The sequence below is a fragment of the Actinomyces capricornis genome (assembly GCF_019974135.1).
Classification (GTDB): Bacteria; Actinomycetota; Actinomycetes; order Actinomycetales; family Actinomycetaceae; genus Actinomyces; species Actinomyces capricornis.
The window spans coordinates 3117835-3138347 of the sequence record NZ_AP025017.1 but is presented as its reverse complement, the minus strand read 5'-3'; the positions used below and the strand labels follow the sequence as shown (position 1 = coordinate 3138347).

Sequence of the window (20513 nt, the reverse complement as noted above, 5' to 3'; positions counted from 1 at the left end):
CGTCCCTGCCTGGCGCACCGGCCGGCCTGCGCCTGACCCCGGGGCGATACTCTGCGCGGTGGAGCGCCACGCGGGGTGCTCCACCATGACAGGGAAGATGACAGGGACGATGGCGGGGAAGCGGGCACGGGGCATGCCCGGATGGCTCCAGGGGCTCCGGGCCTCCGGTGGGCGCGCACAGGGCCGGGTGCGTCGGCGTCGGATGGCGCCGGGCTCGGCGGTGCGGCGCTGGGCGGGACGCGGCCGGGCCGGGTGTGGTCGGGCGGGGCGCAGGCGCCGGCTGATCCTGGGCGGGTCGCTGCTGTGCGCCGGTGTGCTCGGGGCCGGCGAGCTGGTGCACTGGTGGGCGAGCCGCTCGGGGCTGGGACCCCTCGATGGGCCATCGGCGGAGGGGGCGCGGGTCGGAGGAGCAGCGGCAGTGCCCTTCGGGGCGGTGGCGGGCGGGCCGCCGGCCGTCGTCGTCCTGGGCTTTGCCGACGCCGGGCCTCGAGCGGGCAGGGAGAACCGGGCGCGGGTGCGGGCCGGGCTGCGCAGCCTGAGGCGGGCTTGCCATGACGGGCCGGCCGGGCGGTGGGCGCCTCCGGTGCTCGTCCTGGCGGGTGGCGCCGTTGCCGGGCCGACCCCCGAGGCCGAGCTCATGCGCCGCCACATCCGTGAGCTCGGCTACCGCGGCCCGGTGCTCCTGGAGACCACCAGCCGCTCGACCTGGGAGAACATCGTCGGCGTGGTGCCGCTCATTGAGGGGGCGGGGACGATCCGGATCGTCTCGGACTGCGTGCACGCCCTCAAGGCCCGCCGCTACCTCGCCTCGCAGCGCTCCGACCTGGCGATGCGGCTGGTGCGCGGCCAGGACTACCGCTTCGGGGAGCGAATCCTGATCAAGCCGGCCACCGCCGTCAACGGGCTCATCGACCTGGGGCTGTCGCGGTGGGTTCCCGGCTGGTGCCAGTGGTCGGCGCCCGGGCTGGTGGGCCTGCGGCGCCTGGCCGCCTCCCGTGCGTGGCTGCCTGCTGCGCCGGGCGTGGGCGGCCGGCGGGGTGAGGCCGTTGGCGGATCGGTACAGAGGCGACGTCGCATCCCCGCACCCGCGGGGTGGGCGGTGCTATAGCCTTAGCCGTGAGTCTTATCGCTTCGGATGGCGGCACCTGGGAGGAATCATGGCAACGTTGGCATGCGGCATCGACATTGGCGGCTCTGGGATCAAGAGCGCCCTGGTCAACCTGGAGACCGGCGAGCTCGCCGGCGAGCGCGTGCGGATCGAGACGCCGGTGCCGGCGACGCCGGAGGCGGTGGCCGAGGTCTGCCGCCAGCTGCTGGAGCAGCTCGAGGTGGGGCCGGAGATCCCGGTGGGTGTGGCCCTGCCCGCCCCGATCGTCCACGGGGTGGTGCCCTTCATGGCCAACCTTGACCAGTCGTGGACGGGTGCCAATGTCAATGAGGTGATGGAGGCGGCTCTGGGCCGTCCCGTGGTGGCTCTCAACGACGCCGATGCCGCGGGCCTGGCTGAGGTCGCCTATGGCGCGGCCAAGGGGGTGCCGGGCACGATCATCGTCACCACCCAGGGCACGGGGATCGGCTCGGCGGTCATCGTTGACGGCACCCTGGTGCCCAACACCGAGCTGGGGCACCTGGAGATCGATGGGCACGACGCCGAGAAGCAGGCCTCGGCGGGGCAGAAGACCCTCCAGGACCTGTCGTGGAAGAAGTGGGCCAAGCGGCTCCAGCGCTACTACTCCCATGTGGAGATGCTCTTCTCCCCGGACCTGTTCGTCGTGGGCGGCGGGGTGTCCCGCAAGCACGAGAAGTTCCTTCCCCTCCTGGAGCTCAAGACGCCGATCGTGCCCGCCCAGCTGCTCAACACCGCGGGCATCGTGGGCGCCGCCTACCAGGCCTCCCGGGCCTGAGCCGAACTGGCGGGCCTGAGCCGAACTTGTTGGGCTTGAGCCCGGGCTGAGGCAGCCTGCTCCGGTGAGGGGCGGGGGAGCCGGCGGATGCTGGCGGAGAGGAGCACGACGCGGCCACCGAATCGGTGGCCGCGTCGTCGTGTGCGCTCAGGTCGGTGATACGGGGCCTTTTCTGACCGTGTGGAGGAATCGGCCGGCGACTCGCATGGATGAGGAGAGAGTGTCCATCGGGAGGAGAGGCATGCTCCTCGTCAGCTCCTACTCTGGAGGGGGATGTCTCCTCCTCGGGGAGGTGACAAGGGGGTGGGGCTCTGCGCCGGCGTGCCATCTCGCGAGGGATACGGTGCTCATCCTCGGGGCCGATGCGGATACTCCATCGTGACATGAGACTTGCTGTGGTTCTGGCGTACCGGTTTTCTCTCGGGTGGTGACCGGGGCTGACGATTGGGCTACCGATGGGGGACGATGATGAGAGCCGCTGTGTTCACCGAGTACAGGCGCCTGGTGGCGCTGGATGTATTGCGGGGGTTGGCGATCCTTGGGACGCTGCTGACGAATATCGCGATCTTCGCTGCTATCGATAGTGAAGAGCCGGTGACGTCGATGGCGAATACTGTCATCAGGACCTGCCTCAACCTGGTGACCGATGGCAAGTTCATCGGGCTGCTGACGATCATGTTCGGTATTGGTTTGGAGATTCAACGGCAGTCGGCGATCCGCAAGGGGCTGTCCTGGCCCGGGACGTACCCGATCCGGGCTGGACTTCTGATCCTTGACGGCGTGCTGAACTTCATCTTCATCTTCGAGTTCGATGTGCTCATGGGGTATGGGTTGACGGCCCTGGTCATCGCCGCTGTGACGGCCCGTAGCCCCAGGACGCAGAAGATATGGATGTATGCGGCCCTGGCGGTTCATGTCGTGCTCATGGCGGCGATCAGTGTGGTGGGTTACGTGCACCGTGATGAGCTCAAGGATGACACGATCGGGGTCCTGGCGCAGTATGATCACTCGTCCTACTGGGGTGATGTGATCTTCCGGCTTCAGCACGTCCTGCTGATGCGGCTGGAGATTCCTTTCATCCTCCTCATGGGGACGGCGCTGTACCTGGTGGGGGTCCACCTCTATCGTGCGGGGATCTTCGCTCCGGAGGGGGCTCGTCTGCGTCGGATCATCATGTGCTTGTCCTTCGGTGTCGGCCTGCCGGTGGATTGGGCCATTCGCCTCACGGGTGCGCATGAGATGGCTGCGGCCTTCACGAGGTATGTGACGTCGGCTGGTGTGTCTATAGGTCTTCTGGCTGCGGTGGCGGCGTTCTACGCCCGGCGTGATCGTCTTGGCCTGCTCGGCCGGGCGATGAGTGATGTCGGTCGGATGGCCCTGACCTGCTATCTGGCGCAGAATCTCATTGCGGCATTCGTGTTCTACGACTACGGGCTGGGGATGGCGAGGGTGATCCGGGGTCCATGGTCAGAGCTGTACACTCTGGTGATCTATGTGCTGATCGCGGCGCTCCTGGTGACGGCGAGCAAGCTGTGGCTGCGGTTCCATGCCCGCGGCCCGGTCGAGCTCCTATGGCACTGGTCCTACAACTCCCTGGCCAGCAGGTACACGCGCTGGAGGGAGGGGAGGGCTCAGGCCTCGATCGAAGCGGCGGCGAAGTCCTGACATGGGCCGCAGACGGGGCGGGGGCTGCGTTGGGCCTCGATGCTGCTGATGATGGGGCTTATGCGCCGGATGGGGCGTTGTATTGTCGAGGGCTGGCCGCCCGGTGAGAGAACCTTAGGGTGTTATTCACGGGGGTTTGTTCGTGTCGTTAGTGGGCGCATCGGCAGTCTCGGGAGAGAATTGGGTTACCACACTCGATTCTCATGGGGAGACGGCCGATGCGTTATAAGTCTACCACGGGGCTGTGCGATGAGGATGTCGATGAGCTTGTCCGGCGTATCGGTCAGGTGCTCGAATCGCGGGGCCAGAGCCTGCTGGGCTACCGCCTGGGGCTCAGGCAGCAGGTGGAACTGACCTTAGAGGCTTATTCACAGGCTGAAGCAAGTAGCCTCTGACCTGGGTGAACGTAAATGAAATCCGCCTCTGTGAATAACCCTCTAGTTTTGGCGCATCATAACCGGCTCTTCCGGTTTGAGGTGGTAGGGGCCTGGTCGGAGTGGGGCTGGTGGGGCGGGGTTGAGGTCCTGGGTGATCATGGGGTTGCTCAAGACCGACCATGATGCTGAGGGCCTCGACGATGGCCCGCACTACCTGTCCTGCCCCGCTGGTCGGGGTGTTCGATCCTGTCGATCCCGATCGGCTGCTGGGGCTGGATGCCTTGGGGCTTGAGGCCACTGGGCAGCGGATCATCGACTCCGGCGGGCGCCGAGCACTGTGGGTGCGGTGCCGTCCTGTCATCGGGGCCTGTGACGAGCGCTTGTTCTGCGCCTCCTGCGGTGCCATGGGCAGGCGCAAGGGGCACCGACGCGCGCGTCCTGGCCCACGCCCCGGCCTGGGGACGGGTGGCCCGCCTGCTGGTGAGGGTCCCCGAGATCGCCTGTCGGCGCTGCCGGCGGACCTGGAGGCTCGATATCAGCGCTGCGGCCCAGCCCCGGGGACTGCTCGCGCGCGGCTCGATCCGGTGGGCTCTTCAGGCGGTTGCGATCGACAATATGGCGGTCTCGCGGGTCGCGGCGCGCCTGGGGGTCTTGTGGGACACCGCCAAGGACGCCGTCCTGGAGGCCGGCATGAGGGCCCTGGGCGAGGTCAAGACCCGCCTGAAAGGGGGGCGTGGGTCCTGGGGGTCGATGAGCATGTGTGGCGCCGCCGGGGTCGCCAGCGGTGCGTGAGCGTCGTGATCGACCTGGCCCCCGTGCGCGAGGGTAGTGGTGGTCCGGCCAGGCTGGTGGACATGATCGAGGGCCGCTCGAAGAAGGCCCTGGCCTGTTGGCTGGCCCAGCGCGACCCCGCCTGGCGCGCCGGTGTCGAGATCGTGGCGATGGACGGCTTCACCGGCTACAAGACCGCCACCGCCGAGCAACTACCGGCCGCGCGGGCGGTGATGGATCCCTTCCACGTGGTCAAGCTCGCCGGCGACGCCCTGGACGAGACCCGCCGCAGGGTCCAGCAGGCCACCACAGGGCGGCGCGGGAGGGCCAATGACCCCCTGTACACGGCGCGCCGGGCCCTGCTGACCAGGGACAGCCTGCTCACCGAGAGGCAGGCCGGGCTCCTGAAGGTACTGCTCGCCGACCAGCGCCACACTGCTGTGGAGGTCACCTGGGCGGTGCACCAGAAGATGATCGACGCCTACCGCAACCCCGATCCCGCCGCCGGCAGGCCAGTGATGAGCGCCCTGATCGACTCCATCGCCACCGGGGTGCCAGCCGGCATCCAGCAGGCCTCCCGCCTGGAGCGGACCCTGAACCGGCCCCACCGAGGACATCCTGGCCTACTTCGACCACCCCGGCGCCTCCAACGGCCCCACCGAGACCATCAACGACAGGCTCGAGCACCTACGCGGCATCGCCCAGGGCTTGCACAACCTCACCCACTACATCACCCGATCCCTCATCCACGCCGGAGGCCTCAGACACCGACTGAGCACCTAGCTACCCCCTCAAACCGGAAGAGCCCGTTTACTCGACTGAGCGACGAGCTGATATTCACTTCGAGCTCGCTTCAAAATTTCATTGTATAACGAGCCTGGAGGCCGTGGATCTTTTGCAGTATAGACATTCGTTACTCCCTTCAATATACAATGAAAGCGGAGCAACGAGAAGGTGGCATTCAGAGCTCGCCAACACCTTTGTGCTACGCATCGCCCAGCATCGAGCTCAGCGATGCCGCCGTAAGTACAGTATAACCACCATCTGCTGCCGGCTAGATTCCCCGCTTCTCGCCTGATGAGGCGCTTCTAAGATCCTTCACCGACCTCTATCTGCTCGCCAACCTCTCTATAGCGCCGACATCCGCATTTCTCGCATCGCGCCAGAAACGACATCTTTGCCGCCAACCTCTTTCGCTTGACGATCTGATGCTGACTCGGAGAGTGTCCGCAGCGACAGGACATCATGGCCAAACACTGAAGTTCTCTTTCAAGACGTATTTTCTTTCCTAGCACCATGTTCCCAGCCGCAAGTCGCACATATGGAACAATCGACGGACGTCCACCGTGATCACGGTGCCACTGAGCGTCACGCTCGACGAGAATTTCGTAGTCCTTGACTGTCGACTCCGATGCCTCCTCTAGGTCGAGCGGCTGCGGCACGAGAAACGAGTGACTTGCACCGCTCGGGAGAGTGATATCCGCTCTGACTGAGATGGTATGTTCGACTAGGGATTCGACCGAATTCCTCTTAGTACTAACGCGGCGGGTGAAGCGTGCGCGAGGTGGCCAAAGGGGGCGAAAACTAGCGGGCATAACTCCGACATACTCGATGCGGCGCTCTACTGAGGCATAGTTCGTGATTCGCACAAAGTAGCCGGGGTCGCCTATAGCTCGCACCACTTCGAGACGCAACCCTTCGGGGGAGGTAAAGTAGGCGGGCAGCGTCTTGCATAGGAATACTAGGGCAGCGACAGCCACCGGCACTGCCGCGAGTAGGGTTGCAAGATCAGCGAGCGTATTGAGCACGGAAAATGTTCACCCAACCTCCGCATTGATCGAGCATGTCATATTCATGTCAACGATCTTCAGTTGAAAATTTTTCGTCGAAGTTGGAGACGCTTCTGAGGGCTTCAGCTGAGACAACGTGCGGGTTGTTGTTGTTTCCGATTATCTCTACGAGCAGCGCGTCGCTGTCCCGCTCGAGCACCCGGATCTCATCGCCTGCATGGAGGGTGAGGCCAGCGCCGCAGTCAGCGTCGCTCGTGATCGTGAGGCGTTTCGGATATTCCTGTGGCTCAACACCTCTCCTCTGATCATGTGGCCTAACTCGTCTCCAGACAGCTTTGCCGCCCGCTTCGGCACCACGCCCAACAGCCCAGCCGCTCACTGCCGTAACTGCAGCCAGAGCAAGGGGCCCGCCGACCTGCTTGGCGAACGTCACCATCGTCTGGTAGTTGCCGAGGTTCCCCACCTGTGTCTCCTTCACGCGAGCGGAGCGGTAGGCGAGTCGCCTGCCGCGGTGATTCTACACGCACTCGTGTGGTGCTGGCCCCTTCGTACACCAGTGCTCCGAGCGCTCGGCCTCATCGTGGGTCAAGTCCTTGGGGGTGGTGTAGGGGTCCTTCGGCGAGGCGGTCGGGCTGTTAGGGCTGGTGGTGGGGTTGGATCGTCCTGTGGTGTGGTGTTGGTGCGGCAGCGGGTCAGGATTTCTAGGCCGAGGTAGTGGTGGTCTTCGTCCCATTCGTCGGTCTGCTCGGCTAGGATAGCGCCGACCGCGCGGATGATGGCCTGACGGTTGGGGAAGATGCCGGCGCTGTCGGTGCGGCGGCGGATCTCCTTGTTCAGGCGCTCTTGGGGGTTGTTGGACCAGATCTGGCGCCATACGTCGGTGGGGAAGGCTGTAAAGGCCAGGAGATCGGCTCTAGCGGCGTCCAGGTGGTCGTGGACCTGGGGCAGGCTCTGGCGGGTGTGGTCCAGGAGACGGTCGAACTGGGCCTGGACAGCTGCTGCGTGGGGCTGGTCATAGACGCTGTGGAGCATGGCCTTGAGAGCGGGCCAGGCGCTTTTGGGGGTGATGGTCATCAGGTTGGCGGCGTAGTGAGTGCGGCAGCGCTGCCAGGAGGCTGTGGGCAGGTTCGCCGCGATCGCCTCCACCAGGCCCTTGTGGGCGTCGGATGTCACCAGCCTGACCCCGCTCAGGCCCCGGGCTACCAGGTCTGCCAGGAACTCGTTCCACGCTGCCCCGCTCTCGGCGGTGGCTACCCGCAGGCCCAGGACCTCACGATGACCATCGGAGTTGACCCCGGTGGCGGTCAGCACCACGGCATTGACGACTCGTCCGCCCTCGCGCACCTTCATCGTCAGGGCGTCGGCGGCCACGAAGGTGAAGGGGCCCGCTTGATCCAGGGGCCGGTTGCGCAAGGAGGTCACATGCTCATCGAGTTCAGCAGCCATGCGCCAGACCTGGGATTTCGACAGGCTGTTGATGCCCAGGGTCTCTACGAGCTTGTCCATGCGGCGGGGCCAGACTCCCGCCAGGTAGGCGTCAGCCACCACTGTCACGAGCGCGGACTCCGCTCGTTTGCGGCGCCCTGGCAGCCAGTCGGGGAAGTAGGAGCCGGTGCGCAGCTTGGGAACGGCGACATCGATCGTGCCCACCCGGGTGTCCAGGTCCCGGTGACGGTAGCCGTTGCGCTGAGCCCGGCGCTCAGGGCTGGCCTGGCCGTACTGAGCGCCGCACACCGAATCAGCGTCAGCTGAGAGCAGGGCGTTGATCACTGTCTGCAGCAACGAGCGCATCAGATCCGGGGAAGCCTGCCCCAGGGCTTGGTCCAACACGGCAGCAGGGTCGACAATATGAGGAGCGGTCATCGTGCGATGTCCTTTCGAGTGGGTTGTAGGAGATTCCTCGAAGGGCCACACGGTGACCGCGCCCACGCTCAGCGCGGGTCCGCGACCACCAGCGGCTACACCACTCTATGGGGCACTACTCACGACCTGTGCCTTTCGAGCTGTCCTCATCGAGCAGGTCGAGGCGCGGGTGGCTGAGCTGTATGGGCAGATCCACCTGGAGGAGGCGGACCGCCAGGCCATCGAGGCCTATCTGCTGGCTGAGCTCGAGCGCATCGAGGCAGACAAGGCTCGCCATATCCGCTCTCTGACCGCCCGGCGCACTAGCCTGGAGGACCAGCGCCGTCAGCTCCTCCAGGCCCACTACGCCGGGGCTGTTCCCCTGGAACTGCTCAAGGAGGAACAGGACCGCCTCACCCGGCAGATCTCTGGGATCCAGCGTCAGCTCGATGGCTACCAGGCGGACGCCACCCTCGTCCGCCAGCACCTGGCCCAGGCCCTGGACCTGCTGGAGGACTGCGCTCGGCTCTACACCGCCGCGCCGGAGCACCTGAAGAAGCAGCTCGACCGCGTCTTCTTCCAGCGGGTGTTGGTGAATCCGGTGGTTGATGAGGACGGGCAGGTGGTGCTGCCCGCCGATCCCCGCCAGCCCAAGGATGGCCCTGAGCGGACGGGGCATACCACCCCAGCCACTCACGCAGCAGGCGAGACCGGGACTGCGGGCAGTGGAGGAGCCGCCTCCCGGGGAGGCGCCAAAGATGCCGAGGATGCTGCTGCTGATCGACCGACCAACCGGTCGGAGGTCGGGGCTGCTGGGCAGCAGACAACCCGGAGAGGTACCGGAGCGACCGGCCACCACGCAGCCCACCAGCCAGCCCCAACCGCAGATACAGGCCCCGTCTTCACCCAGGACCCCGAGCAGCACAGCACTGCCGCTGCCATCCTCAGCTTCCCCTTTGATCAGCTGGCCAGCCCCGGATTACGGCAGGCGGCGTACCAGCACGCCAGCACTGTGGATGCCGACCCGAGCCAGACACCCATCCCAGGGTTGTCAGGACAACGAAAAACGCCCACCGCCAAGGGTGAGCATCACTCGTCGTCTGAGATGGCTCCAGCCACGACCCCGCTTGCTGCGGGTTCGTATTCGAGCACCGTGGTGCGCCTCAGCACCTTCGACACGAAGAACTGGAGGAGCCTGCTCCGATTCCGTGAGCGCCTCCTGCAACGGGGGTGGACCAGGCCCGACTTGGAGGAGCGGCCTCTCGACGATACCGCGAAGCTGGCAGACAACGACACCACCCCGCCACCCGAGCAGTCCACGGTCGTGCGAAGGATAATCCACATCGAGAATCGCCCTATCTCACGTGAGAAGCGAGCTGCCATCCGGCGAGAGGCCAACGGTACCCTCGGCGCCCGCGCCGTAGCGGAGCGTCACGGCGTGCACGAGAACACGGTGCGTGCCATCTGGCGCCAGCGCCCCGGGCCTGCTCGTCGAGGGCCCCACCGCTTCACTCCGGAGCACCGACAGCGCGCCGAGGTGCTCGTCGCCCAGGGTGTCTCCCTTATCGACATCGGCCTGGAGCTCGGGTTCGATCGGGGGACGGTGCGGAGGCATCTGAGCGCGAGAGGCAACGATACCTAGAAGATGATCGCCGCCAACAAGGACGGAAGCGCGACGACAGCTGTGACAGGCGCACTGCATGGCTTGAGCCTGAATAGTGCCCAAGGTCACATGTACTTTTCGCTTGACCGGATGATCGTTTCCCAAACGGAAGAGGTAGATTCACTTCGACAACACGGCGGACTTAAGTACTGAGGATACGCCAAGCGATTGCTGTCACCTATAAGTCTTGACGTTGTCGATATAAATAGTTATAATAACTCGTAATTATGCGAGAACGTTATGATGGTGAGTGCGGCCCGGCATCACGGTTGAAGCGATATCTGGGATCGTATGCTGGTAGGCTCGGATATAAGTTTGCCCGGGTTGATGAACTTCAGAACGAGGACGAGGACACAGAGAGGCGGCGGATGCTCCAGATGGCTGCAAACAGCTCCGACACCATGGACGGAACGCGTGAATCTGTCGATTTGCGTCGAGCAGAGTGCTGGGCTGATGCAGTACTAGAAAGGCATTGGGACGGCGAGTATCCGGTAGACCCGAACGCTATCGCTGTGTCGATGGGCATGGACGTGTATTTTGCGCAAATTCCAGGGCGTCTGGCTGGTCTAATTTTAAAGACCGCCGATCAGTCGATGCCATCGATATTTGTAGACGAAGGTGCAAGTACCCCACGCAAGCGGTTCACGATTGCCCACGAAATTGGTCACTATATTGAGAAGATCGAAAGTCTCGATGAACCAATTAGAGGGCCATTTGGGTTTTCTGATGAAACCATGACAAGTGACCTATTGATCCTCGCAGGTCGTAAGCCTACTCCTTCAGGTTTACCTGATCAGAATCAGTCTGAATTATTTGCAGACCGTTTTGCCCATTCGTTACTGATGCCCCGGGCAGAAGTTGAAGAATTTGCGGGGCTCGGAATGCCCGTTGAACTTGTAGCGCATGCTTTCGGAGTGTCGGAAGTCACGATGCAGAATCGCTTGCATGAACTCTCTATCATTTTATAGAGAAACAATGATGCTTTAAGTGAGGTTTGGAGTCATTTGTGTCTGACAGCCAGTTTCAATCAAATAATTCGGAATTATCGATTCAACAAATCGCGAGTTACATACCTTTATTGGATACTGCCAGCAAGCCAATCGCTCCGCTACCTGGTGGATCCAAAGTTAGCGACAGTGATATAGGCTCACCAAAGCGCTCATTTCGATTAAAGAACACTGATGACACTTTTAAGTCTGATTCAGTTCTGTCGTTCAAAAAAATTCTGCGCTTGGAAGAGTCTAAAAGAAAAGCCGCCCTGAATAATGCCTTCATCGAAGATCTTAGAACTGGCCTTGAGATGAGGAACAAGTTAGCATCAGAGATTATACGGCTGACAAAAATTCAAGTATGGGTCGTTAATGGTTCGTTTATGCTGTTAGCAGTCATTCAAGCAGTTCATGGAATGTGGCCGTCGGATAAAGTGATTCTAGGATGGTTCGCTTCGACCGTCGTTGAGATTATCGGACTTTATGCGATTGTTCTTAGAGGTGTCTTTGCGCCAAGTTCATTGAGCGATGTGATATCGCAAATTCAACGTTGATTGACTACATATTCTTAACCTCTATTTGGATGAATGCCGAACAGAACAGACGTATATAAATAAGCAATACACCCACTAAAGATGCAAATGCTATGAACAGTATTTTACTGATATCATTGTCGCGATTCGTCGAAGGTTATTCAGGAGCTGGAGCGTACACCCTCTGACCTGGGCAAACGCATGCGATCAACTCCTCTCTGAATAACCCTCGTCGTTTATGACCCATCCTCCGCATTGGTTCCGCTACCGGTCTGGCTAGTGTTTTTCAGTATGTCGCGCACCAACACCAGCGAAATAACCTCGTCGGCTAATTTACCGAGCTTGCGCACATTGCCTCCCTTGTTGGCTAGCGGATACAGCATAGTCTTGATAACACTGGGGTCCAGTCGCGCTTTTTCGTCAAGTCTGAGCTTCGAGAAGCGGTTATCAACAATCCTGTCGATAACCTGATAGATCTCATTCTTGGAGAGTGGCTTGAAGTGAATCAAGGAGTCAAATCGTGAATAGAGAGCGTCGCCGAGAGTCTTGCGGATTTCGTCTTCGGTGGCGTAGTTTGAGGTGCAAATGATCAAGGATGGGCCGAGTTTGACGCTGTAGTTCTTGTCCTCGAACACGCCACTGTCGAATAACTGGTAGAAGGCGCTGTGGAAGACCGAGTTTGCTTTGTCGAACTCATCGATAAGGATGACACCGGACTCACGATCGAGTAAGTCGCGTGCGAAGGAGGCCTCGAGGTGCGCTCCGCCAAATAAATACGATGCGAACTTGTCATTGTGGAACATAGAGAACTGTTTGCGCAGCAACTTCCCCCCGAGTAAACCGTTGATGAACTGTGCGGTTTCAGTCTTACCGACACCGGACGGGCCGTAGAACATTAAAACGACTGGCTTCGTCTGCCGTGCCGTGGTCAGTGGATACAGCGCCGCAAGTAGTGCCTCCATAACAGTCGCTTGACCTACAAGATGTCCGGCGAATCCGTCGCGGAAGCGTACGAGCATATCTCGCGTCACTGTCGGATATTCATAGCGCTTCACCTTAGTTGTGAACGCTCGCTCAAGTTGTGAGTGAACGTGGGCAGGTGGGTTGTGCAGATGAAGATACTTGGGGTTGATAGATCGCATAAGACCGATAAAGTTGGTGATAGCGTGTTCGCTTAAACTAGCGTAGTCGCTCGAATCCGCCGCTACACAATTCGGTCTCGGTGCAGATTCCTTGGGTGGCGCCTCCTGACCTTCAATAACAAGGGTATGGCGCCGCTTGGCCTCGTCGTGCTCATAGACAATGTCAAGAAAGGACGTGTACTCCTTTTCTCCCAGCTGTTCATTGAACCACGACAGCGGGCCGTAGTAGATGGTGACTGTCGTATCACTTGGCATGCTCGACCTCAACTCCTGCAAGGATGATGTCATACACATCTAGGAGGTCATCATTCTGTACGTCTATGCCATCGACGAGTTCAACGGCTGTCACAGTAGTACTGTCCGTATTGCCCGACATCTCGGCCTCCATAGTAAGTGCTTGCTCGGATGTCTGTCCGACGAGTACGCCGTGGAAGACCAGGCGCATGCGTCCGAGATCTGTGAGCCCGTAGTTGTTCCGGAACGCCTTGAGGTTGAATCGCAGTACACACTTGGAACCGTTATCATCTTCACCGAGTAACTCGTAATAGCCTTTCGCGTTCGCAAGCACTTCATCCATGCGCGCCAAGTCGAAAGGCACATCGTCCAGCTTGAGCAGCACCATGTAAGGTGTGAACATCTTCATGTACGCCATAGACCCCTCAGGCGCGGTCACGCGAAGATCTTGTAACTGGACCACTCGAGGGTCGCTATCCGACTTGACGAGGTAGTCTGTCAGGATCGTGTTCGACAGCGTCTTGCTCAAGATGCTCTTGCCAGCTGCGGCCACTCCGGCACCTGCGTTCAGTTCGCCTGACGCGCCAAAAAACGGCAACCAACTGAGCTTCGTGATGAGGCCAGCTTCGACTTTACCATGCGCCTCATTGGTCCGCTCTTTTACATCTTCGCTCGTGGAGGCGGCTTTACCGCCGGCGGACATATCCAGATAATCTGAGGCTGACTCCTCGTCGAAGTAGACGACTTTGATCAGGTTAGGCTTATTGTCTTTAATCGTTTTCTTCGTCATTGCCTACCCTCCTTTCAATGCTAGCATCTTCTAGTCGATCAAAATCACTCACATACTTGCGGTCCTGCACCACCCTGAACTTCTCGAACTCGCTCAGGGCGTGGTCGTCTGCTTGGGTCTTGGAGATGCGGCCGGCACCTTCGAGGATCTGGCGGTCGTCGAGATTGAGGAAGGTATCTAAACGCTTGGCCCAATCCTCCATTGTCATGGGAATGTGGCGACGGGCGCGGGATTCGGCCAGGTCGAGGAAGGCGTTGACCAGGCGCCCCAGGTCCGCCAACTCCTCGCGGGTGAGATAGTTCTTGCCGATGGTGACGTCGCTGGGCAGGATCTTGCCGTCGGGGCTGCTGGCCCAGGTGGTCAAGCCCATGTGAGGCCGGGCAGCATCAGCTCGAGACTTGATGAGTTCAGCGGCAGTCTGTCCATGGACGGCATAATGGAGCTTGTTCTGTACGGTGGCGAAGAAGCGCTTGGTGGTCGGAGCATCCTTGTTGTAGTCCACACTGGTGGCGTAGATGTCAGTGACTTTCTGGTAGAAGCGGCGCTCGGACAGGCGGATCTCCCGGATCTCCTCCAGTAGTCGCTCGAAGTAGTCCTGTCCCAGGAAGGTCCCGTTCTCCATTCGCTCTCGGTCGATGGCGTAGCCCCGGATGGCGAAGTCTCGCAGTACCCGGGTAGCCCACTGGCGGAACTGAGTGGCACGCACCGAGTTGACCCGATAGCCCACCGAGATAATGGCGTCGAGGTTGTAGTGCTGAGTGGCGTAACTCTTGCCGTCGGTGGCAGTTATCCGGAACTTCCGGATAACTGCGTCACGTCCCAGCTCTCCTGACTTGAAGACGTTGCCAAGGTGCTCACTGATAGTGCGCACATCCACCCCGAACAGCTCCGCCATCAACTTCTGAGTCAGCCAGACCGTCTCATCCTCGTAGCGAGCCTCAATACTGCTCCCGCCGTCCTGTGCGGTGAAGATCAGGAACTCGGCCGTGGAGTTGCGGATGAGTTTACGAGATGGCTCTGAGTCGGGTGCGTCATGCATACAAATAGTATACCTCTTGATTGTAGCTCGCTACAAGCGATGAGGACTGGATTAAGCTTGCCTTTTTAGATCTGAGTAGTTCTCTGCATTTCGGTTTCCTGTTTAAAGAATGATGCACCTATGCGCTTTGTGGGAGTGATCGGCACCACTCTTCGTGTGCCTTTCGGATAAGGTTGCCGTGGTAGCATATACATTCCTTGCGAGGCGAGCATGCTGGCAAGATAGCGGTTTCGCTCGACGACGAACTTTTCCCATAAAGTAGCCCATGCTTCTCCAGGAAAACGTATCTCCTCTTCTGGAACCTCGGCGGGTGATGCCGTAGTGCGCACAACTTTGAGCGCCTTGTGGAAGATTCGTCCGAGATGAACAATCATTTCAGATGCCTGCATGTCGAATGATTGCAATAGCTCTTCAGGCTCTCCCGGGCTAGGATGAAGTACTTTAGAATGAATATTATACTCCGCTCGCTCCGGCATTTCGAGACTATCATCGATTTCCTTTTTCTGTTTTACTCGTTGAAGCACTTTCCCAAACCCATATACTTTATGCCGCTCTTCTTCGTCACTCTCACCCCATTTTTGGATACGCGTAGTATCGAGAGCCCACTCCATCAGAAGAACCTCAATCTCCATTAAAACACGCGATGAGTCATTGAGCGTCTGTTCATCATCGCCAAAGATTGCCCGGACGCTTCGCAACGCCTCGTTTTCTGTGCGCGCTAGCAGCCTTCTAAGTTCCGTGCTTCCCGTCTTGGAGCCCATGGAACGTAATCCAGCTAGCAGTTGGTCGATGCCACTGAACCACTCAGGAAATTGCTCATCAATAAATTGCGCTCTCTCGATCCTTCTCTGATGCTCCTTTCTTAGAGCAGTCGCTACATAGCTATTTCGGAGATGGTGGGAATTCAGTGTGCGATCGTAACAGTCTCTGGCCTTGTGGCGTTTAGTCATGTTGATGTCCTCTCTAATTGTCTGGAGCTGAAGTCTGGTTCGCCTTGTTGTTCGAACGGTGTAGATACATTTAGTTTATGTTCGAAGACGACTCTATAGAATGGTGGGCATTACAAACAGATGTTACTAAGAAAATATTCGATTATGCAGCATCTTACAATTACTAGGTCGACATTAGAGGATCATTACTCAACACCATTGGTATCTTGATCATTTCAAGAACGAGTCGCCACCTTCCGCAGCAGCGTCCGCAGCTCACTCTCGTCCCCATGGAAGGCTAGTTGTTCTTCCCATGGAGGTTGTGGGCGCGGTCGATGGGTGGTTTGCCTCCGATGCTGGTGTGGGGTCGGTGGTGATTGTAGTGGTGGAGCCAGTGGGGGTAGGCCTGGGCGCGTTCCTGGTCGGAGTCGTAGTGGCGGGCGTAGGCCCATTCTTCGACCAGGGTGCGGTGGAACCTCTCGATCTTCCCGTTGGTCTGGGGCCGGTAGGGGCGGGTGTACTGGTGCTTGACGCTGCTGCCCAAAGCGGTGTTGAAAGCCTTGGAGCGGTAGCACGAGCCGTTGTCGGTCATCACTCGTTGCACGGTGATCCCCAAGGAGGCGTAGAACGCCCGGGCCCGGTGCCAGAACCCGGCAGCGGTGTCCTGGCGCTCATCGTCCAGGATCTCGGAGTAGACCAGGCGGGAGTAGTCATCGATGGCTGAATGCAGGTATGAGTACCCCATCGATGAGCGGTGGGCGCCTGCGGAGCGTTCCAGGGTGCGCCAGCCGCCGCCATCGGGGATCCGGCCGAGCTTCTTGACATCGACGTGCACCAGTTCGCCCGGGGCGCGGCGCTCGTAGCGCACGGGCCGGGGCCTGCGCAGGCGCGCACCGGTGGTCTTGTCGATGTGTCCCAGCAGTGGTGCCCGGTAGCGGTGCAGCACTTTGGAGACCGTGGACTGGGGAAGATGGAGGTGGTAGGCGATCCGGTGGGCGCCCCAGCGGCGAGTAGTGCGCAGGGCGATGATGCGCCTCTCGGTGCGCCGGGCAGTGCGCCGCGGTGAGCTGATCGGGCGGCTGGAGCGGTCCTGCATCGCCGCGCGGCCACCGGTGCGGTAGCGGGCCACCCATTTGGACACCGTGCCCCGACTGACATCGAACCGCTGGGCGACACGGGCCTGGGCCCACCCCTGGTCGATAACCAGCCTGGCGATCTTGAGCCGCCCTTGAACACTCAGAGCAGCACGAGCATGAGTAACATATGACACGAGGACCTCCGTGGATCGAGTGAGCGTGGTAACCCACATCGATACCGGAGGTCCTCGCCTACCCTCTCACACCACGCCGCACACAACCTCCATGGGAAGAACAGCTAGTGTACTCGCTCGGGTGTTCTCTTCGGCGGTTATGGCGCTCCAATCGAGCCACAGCCGTAACGGTTGGATAACAAACTGAGCAGCAAGCGGATGGTGCGGCCGTTGCCCTCGCGGAAAGGATGGATGGCGTTGAGCTCGGAGTAGTAGTGCGCCAAGCGGTCGAGCACAGCAGGGTCGCCGGGGTTCCAGCCCTGACGCTCCCGTTCCAGGTCGGCGAAGACAGCTTCTACCTGCGATGAGATGTACTGAGCTATAGCGAAGCGTGAAGTGCCCTTGCTGATCTCCACGATGTGGTACTGACCAGCCCAAGTATAGAGTTGGCCGAACTACTCGCGGTGTAAGTGCTGCAGGAGTGCGGCATCCCAGCGAGCGGGTTGGAAGGAGTTGAGAATCTCAGCCGCTGCAACGCTGACAGTCAGTTCTTCCATCTGGGCGAGTATGGTGGCATCGGTGATGCCAAGCTGGTTGCACATCACGCCAGTAGCAGGATCAAGATACGGGTCGGTAGTCAAAATCATAGACTATAGCCGAATCCTATTGATGTGGCTTCGCTGATGTGTCGGTGATATGGGGCTGTTGGATGGCGACCCGTAGATCTTGCCCGGTTGCCTCACCGCGGGCAAATGCGTCCAGGACGCGCTTCGTCTGTGTACTGACCGGTGCGCCCTCGAGCTCCTGCGAACCGATGACTGCTCGAACGATTCGCTTGCGATGGTTTAGTTCAGCTGTTGTCATAGCTGCCTATAATTATAGCAAGATTGCGAGTGTATGCCAATAAAAACTAAAACTGGACGTTACTTCCCCTTTCTGAGAGGCTGAACCGCGCACGCGGCAGTAGCGCCCCGTTTGACAGAGTAAGATTGATATAGTATAATTTCGGATCGAATCTTCTTGAAAATCTATCAGTGGCCAACGCTGATATTAACCTAACCCTAAGGGTGGTCTATATTTACTGAGCATTACAAACAACAGTGATATGCCCCGGACACACATGTTCCGGGGCACGATCTAGGGGCTCTTTCAATCTTGAAAAACGTACGTCAAGAAAGAAGAGATGAGGCCTATGATACAGCCCAGGGCGAGGCTTGTGATAAGCGAGGAGAGATCTTTATTGTAGATACTCCATCCTGCCTTTGCGAGGCATGTTATGCTCGCGCCCATGCACCCTAGGGCAAAATATCGAATCCATCGAATCCCTGATCTTTTCTGATCGTGCTTGCACATGGCGATTCCTTCCCAGAAGAAGTTTAAGACCGCCACGGATGCGATGATCGGCGTATCCTTCGATTCCTAAAGAACACACCGATCGCAACATCGATTAAGAAGTATAATAACATAAATCATGCCCAAATACAATCCCCTAGGAGGTTGATTCTGAATGATGAAGATTAAGCGAGGGAGATGGAAAACTTTCGCTGTAGCTGTTGTGGTTGCGGCGACAGGGACTGCGTTAGGGGGATTATTCCTTAAAGTGATTGACTGGACCGGAGATCCCACGGTGGGGGTGTGGATTAAGGAGAGGGTGACGGCTTCTTCGTCTACGGAATCACCAGACGGTCATGTTATCGATCCCGTAAATAGTGAGGGTGGCACTTCTAATGATGACGGTGCAAAAAATCCGACGCCGACAGCCACGTCTCTCCATCCCTCAATTACGCCGCCTTCTTCTTCGTCTTCGAAGACAGTATTTCTCAGCAAACTCACTCCTGTTGACAAAGTTAGCCAAATCCCCTGGGAGTTCGATAAGTCATACAGTCTAGACGGCAAGCAATTTAACAACTCTATCTATGCTAGATGCTACGTTAGCAAATGTCGAGATAGCCCTGATTCTGTCGAGTATGATCTTGGAAAGAACTACAAAAGACTCACAGCAACGGTAGGGATCTATCAACGTGCTAAAGATTCTGATCAGCCCGCAGTACTCACTGTGTATCTCGACGACGAAAAGTATGGTGACTCGTATACTCTTACGGGCGGAAACGGGGAGTCTCAAGAGATAGAAATTCCAGTTGAGAACGTGCTGCGGATTCGAATTGAGTTGGCTGGTACTGATATCAACTATAATGAGTACGATGTCAAGGCGTTTGAAGTCGTCATTGGTGACCCTATCCTTCATAAGGATTAGTGCTATCTTTGCGCACTGACCGCCAGAATTAAGTACATAAAATAGGTGCTTGCAGTCCTGCACATCTATAAGTATCATCCATCCTGCCTCTCAAGCGTCGCATCCTCGCCGGCACCTCACCCGGGCAGGAAGGCAGGTCTCGCCATGGCTCACACTCGGATCCGTTCCATGACTCCTGCGGACGTCCCTGCTGTAGTCAAGGCTTGCGCGGATTGGCACGAGCTGGCCCAGCACGGCCCACCGTACTGGCGGCCGCGTGCCACAGCCGAGTTGGAGCGCAAGATCGCTGCCATGTCGGGCCCAACGCCGGCCACGGAGTACACCTTCGTCATCGAGGCAGATGGTCGCCTGGTGGGGGAGTGCTCGCTGCACGCCATCGACTGGCGCAACCGGCACGCTCAGGTTGGTGTCTGCCTCTGGTCGCCGCAGGATCGTGGCAAGGGCTACGGTCGCCAGGCGGTCTCCGAACTGATGGCTTGGGCGCACGATGAGCTGGGCTTACTGCGGTTGGAAGCCTGGATCCTGGCCGGCAACAGCGCCTCGCGGGCGCTGTTCTCTCGGCTGGGTTTCACTCACGAGGGCACCCTGGTCGGCCGCTACCGGCATGGCGGCCAGCAGCATGACGTCTGCGTCTACGGCTTGGTGAGGTGAAGGCGTCCGCAGTTCTCCGGACTTTCCCCGGATAGGTTGGCGCTGGGCACGTCACGCACCGTACTCATAGAGGCGGTCGATGTGGCCCTTGAGATCATCGACCTGCTGTTCCACACGGTCGAACCGCGCGTTCATCCGACTCTCCATGGCATCGAGATCGTCGCGGAATAGTCGGCATAACTTCATAATATCTTCATTATTCATATGTCTATATAATAACTGAAGAGGGCTGTCGAGAACAGGGCTGTTTGTGACATTAAGGTAACAATAGTTTGGTGACGTAGAGAATCAGTATCATTTACGGTATACTGTGTCGTACGGGTATCACCTCAAGCGTTAGGGGACTCACGATGTTTCACGCTACCTCTCATCACTCACGCCACTTGGCTGCCTTGGGATTGGTCGTTGGATTGTTCCTTGGCATTACCGGTTTAGTCCTGTCCCCTAATGCACAGGCTGCGAGCAGGACTGGTCATGTATACGTTGTCGTGGGCGGATCGGTATGTCCAGCAGGAACAAAGGCGAGAGGTATTTTATACCACTCCTTGCAGACTGGAGATACGTCGAGGGGATGGGATAACGGAGATGACATCGTGTATCCGCGTGTTCGCTTGCATGCGAACAACACGATCACCATGCAAGTCCGTTGTGATCAGCGAAACGGATGGTTTGGCTGGAGACCTGTTGGCTA

General features: G+C 59.3%; 20 protein-coding genes and 1 pseudogene. 10 read left to right on the top strand and 11 right to left on the bottom strand.

What is annotated here, in order from left to right; genetic code table 11:
* Positions 1-97: 97 nt before the first annotated feature.
* The 5 genes and pseudogenes from MANAM107_RS12855 (at position 98) to MANAM107_RS12835 (ending at position 5500) form a co-directional block, all read left to right on the top strand.
* Complete coding sequence (locus tag MANAM107_RS12855) at positions 98-1108, top strand: YdcF family protein (RefSeq protein WP_223909469.1); 1011 nt, start codon at positions 98-100, stop codon at positions 1106-1108.
* A gap of 49 nt (positions 1109-1157) precedes the next feature.
* Positions 1158-1904 carry a polyphosphate--glucose phosphotransferase gene (gene ppgK / locus MANAM107_RS12850; protein ID WP_223909462.1) on the top strand — a complete coding sequence of 249 codons (747 nt, stop codon included), beginning with the start codon at positions 1158-1160 and terminating at the stop codon, positions 1902-1904.
* A gap of 480 nt (positions 1905-2384) precedes the next feature.
* Positions 2385-3569 carry a DUF418 domain-containing protein gene (locus tag MANAM107_RS12845; RefSeq protein ID WP_223909460.1) on the top strand — a complete coding sequence of 395 codons (1185 nt, stop codon included), beginning with the start codon at positions 2385-2387 and terminating at the stop codon, positions 3567-3569.
* A 218-nt stretch (positions 3570-3787) separates the two neighbouring features.
* The gene (locus MANAM107_RS12840) at positions 3788-3964 is read left to right on the top strand and encodes a hypothetical protein (protein WP_223909457.1); all 177 of its coding nucleotides are present in this window, start codon (positions 3788-3790) and stop codon (positions 3962-3964) included.
* Positions 3965-4146: 182 nt separating this feature from the next.
* Positions 4147-5500: pseudogene (locus tag MANAM107_RS12835) on the top strand (ISL3 family transposase).
* A 1074-nt stretch (positions 5501-6574) separates the two neighbouring features.
* On the opposite strand, the gene MANAM107_RS12830 reads toward MANAM107_RS12835, so the two are convergent.
* Positions 6575-6970 (bottom strand): hypothetical protein, encoded by a 396-nt coding sequence (locus tag MANAM107_RS12830; protein WP_223909455.1) that lies wholly within the window; start codon positions 6968-6970, stop codon positions 6575-6577.
* 122 nt (positions 6971-7092) lie between these two features.
* Positions 7093-8370 (bottom strand): IS256 family transposase, encoded by a 1278-nt coding sequence (locus MANAM107_RS12825; protein ID WP_223909453.1) that lies wholly within the window; start codon positions 8368-8370, stop codon positions 7093-7095.
* Positions 8371-8422: 52 nt separating this feature from the next.
* Between MANAM107_RS12825 and MANAM107_RS12820 the strand changes: the two genes are divergently transcribed.
* The 3 genes from MANAM107_RS12820 to MANAM107_RS12810 all read left to right on the top strand — a co-directional run bounded on the left by MANAM107_RS12820 (position 8423) and on the right by MANAM107_RS12810 (position 11555).
* Positions 8423-9991, top strand: a complete 1569-nt coding sequence (locus tag MANAM107_RS12820) for a helix-turn-helix domain-containing protein (RefSeq protein WP_223909451.1) — start codon at positions 8423-8425, stop codon at positions 9989-9991.
* A 398-nt stretch (positions 9992-10389) separates the two neighbouring features.
* Complete coding sequence (locus MANAM107_RS12815; protein ID WP_223909449.1) at positions 10390-10980, top strand: ImmA/IrrE family metallo-endopeptidase; 591 nt, start codon at positions 10390-10392, stop codon at positions 10978-10980.
* 38 nt (positions 10981-11018) lie between these two features.
* Positions 11019-11555 carry a hypothetical protein gene (locus MANAM107_RS12810; protein ID WP_223909446.1) on the top strand — a complete coding sequence of 179 codons (537 nt, stop codon included), beginning with the start codon at positions 11019-11021 and terminating at the stop codon, positions 11553-11555.
* 215 nt (positions 11556-11770) lie between these two features.
* Here the strand turns inward: MANAM107_RS12810 and MANAM107_RS12805 are convergent, their stop codons facing one another.
* The 8 genes from MANAM107_RS12805 to MANAM107_RS13325 form a co-directional block, all read right to left on the bottom strand.
* Positions 11771-12931, bottom strand: coding sequence for an AAA family ATPase (locus MANAM107_RS12805; RefSeq protein WP_223909443.1), 1161 nt, complete (start codon positions 12929-12931; stop codon positions 11771-11773).
* Positions 12921-13700, bottom strand: coding sequence for a DUF6414 family protein (locus MANAM107_RS12800; protein ID WP_223909439.1), 780 nt, complete (start codon positions 13698-13700; stop codon positions 12921-12923). The genes MANAM107_RS12805 and MANAM107_RS12800 overlap by 11 nt, the downstream gene beginning before the upstream one ends.
* On the bottom strand, positions 13681-14739 hold the full coding sequence (locus MANAM107_RS12795) for a virulence RhuM family protein (protein WP_223909435.1): 1059 nt from the start codon (positions 14737-14739) through the stop codon (positions 13681-13683). The genes MANAM107_RS12800 and MANAM107_RS12795 overlap by 20 nt, the downstream gene beginning before the upstream one ends.
* 65 nt (positions 14740-14804) lie before the next feature.
* Complete coding sequence (locus MANAM107_RS12790) at positions 14805-15689, bottom strand: hypothetical protein (RefSeq protein ID WP_223909432.1); 885 nt, start codon at positions 15687-15689, stop codon at positions 14805-14807.
* Between the two features lie 277 nt (positions 15690-15966).
* Complete coding sequence (locus tag MANAM107_RS12785; RefSeq protein ID WP_223909428.1) at positions 15967-16938, bottom strand: IS481 family transposase; 972 nt, start codon at positions 16936-16938, stop codon at positions 15967-15969.
* 137 nt (positions 16939-17075) lie between these two features.
* The gene (locus MANAM107_RS12780) at positions 17076-17333 is read right to left on the bottom strand and encodes a Fic family protein (protein ID WP_263421906.1); all 258 of its coding nucleotides are present in this window, start codon (positions 17331-17333) and stop codon (positions 17076-17078) included.
* Positions 17334-17372: 39 nt separating this feature from the next.
* Positions 17373-17564, bottom strand: a complete 192-nt coding sequence (locus tag MANAM107_RS12775; protein ID WP_223909425.1) for a hypothetical protein — start codon at positions 17562-17564, stop codon at positions 17373-17375.
* A 16-nt stretch (positions 17565-17580) separates the two neighbouring features.
* Positions 17581-17781, bottom strand: a complete 201-nt coding sequence (locus MANAM107_RS13325) for an antitoxin VbhA family protein (protein WP_223909422.1) — start codon at positions 17779-17781, stop codon at positions 17581-17583.
* 643 nt (positions 17782-18424) lie between these two features.
* Between MANAM107_RS13325 and MANAM107_RS12765 the strand changes: the two genes are divergently transcribed.
* Together MANAM107_RS12765 and MANAM107_RS12760 are read left to right on the top strand one after the other, a co-directional pair.
* Positions 18425-19171: an NPCBM/NEW2 domain-containing protein gene (locus tag MANAM107_RS12765; protein WP_223909419.1), complete on the top strand. Its 747-nt coding sequence runs from the start codon at positions 18425-18427 to the stop codon at positions 19169-19171.
* Positions 19172-19339: 168 nt separating this feature from the next.
* Positions 19340-19822 (top strand): GNAT family N-acetyltransferase, encoded by a 483-nt coding sequence (locus MANAM107_RS12760; RefSeq protein WP_263421905.1) that lies wholly within the window; start codon positions 19340-19342, stop codon positions 19820-19822.
* A 51-nt stretch (positions 19823-19873) separates the two neighbouring features.
* Here the strand turns inward: MANAM107_RS12760 and MANAM107_RS12755 are convergent, their stop codons facing one another.
* Positions 19874-20026: a hypothetical protein gene (locus tag MANAM107_RS12755; protein ID WP_223909407.1), complete on the bottom strand. Its 153-nt coding sequence runs from the start codon at positions 20024-20026 to the stop codon at positions 19874-19876.
* Between the last annotated feature and the right edge of the window lie 487 nt (positions 20027-20513).

Coding starts and splice junctions, on each gene's coding strand:
- MANAM107_RS12855 (WP_223909469.1), top strand. CDS start 98: ATGACAGGGACGATGGCGGGGAAGCGGGCACGGGGCATGCCCGGATGG.
- ppgK (WP_223909462.1), top strand. CDS start 1,158: ATGGCAACGTTGGCATGCGGCATCGACATTGGCGGCTCTGGGATCAAG.
- MANAM107_RS12840 (WP_223909457.1), top strand. CDS start 3,788: ATGCGTTATAAGTCTACCACGGGGCTGTGCGATGAGGATGTCGATGAG.
- MANAM107_RS12825 (WP_223909453.1), bottom strand. CDS start 8,370: ATGACCGCTCCTCATATTGTCGACCCTGCTGCCGTGTTGGACCAAGCC.
- MANAM107_RS12815 (WP_223909449.1), top strand. CDS start 10,390: ATGGCTGCAAACAGCTCCGACACCATGGACGGAACGCGTGAATCTGTC.
- MANAM107_RS12805 (WP_223909443.1), bottom strand. CDS start 12,931: ATGCCAAGTGATACGACAGTCACCATCTACTACGGCCCGCTGTCGTGG.
- MANAM107_RS12800 (WP_223909439.1), bottom strand. CDS start 13,700: ATGACGAAGAAAACGATTAAAGACAATAAGCCTAACCTGATCAAAGTC.
- MANAM107_RS12795 (WP_223909435.1), bottom strand. CDS start 14,739: ATGCATGACGCACCCGACTCAGAGCCATCTCGTAAACTCATCCGCAAC.
- MANAM107_RS12790 (WP_223909432.1), bottom strand. CDS start 15,689: ATGACTAAACGCCACAAGGCCAGAGACTGTTACGATCGCACACTGAAT.
- MANAM107_RS12775 (WP_223909425.1), bottom strand. CDS start 17,564: ATGATTTTGACTACCGACCCGTATCTTGATCCTGCTACTGGCGTGATG.
- MANAM107_RS13325 (WP_223909422.1), bottom strand. CDS start 17,781: ATGACAACAGCTGAACTAAACCATCGCAAGCGAATCGTTCGAGCAGTC.
- MANAM107_RS12765 (WP_223909419.1), top strand. CDS start 18,425: ATGATGAAGATTAAGCGAGGGAGATGGAAAACTTTCGCTGTAGCTGTT.
- MANAM107_RS12760 (WP_263421905.1), top strand. CDS start 19,340: ATGACTCCTGCGGACGTCCCTGCTGTAGTCAAGGCTTGCGCGGATTGG.
- MANAM107_RS12755 (WP_223909407.1), bottom strand. CDS start 20,026: ATGAATAATGAAGATATTATGAAGTTATGCCGACTATTCCGCGACGAT.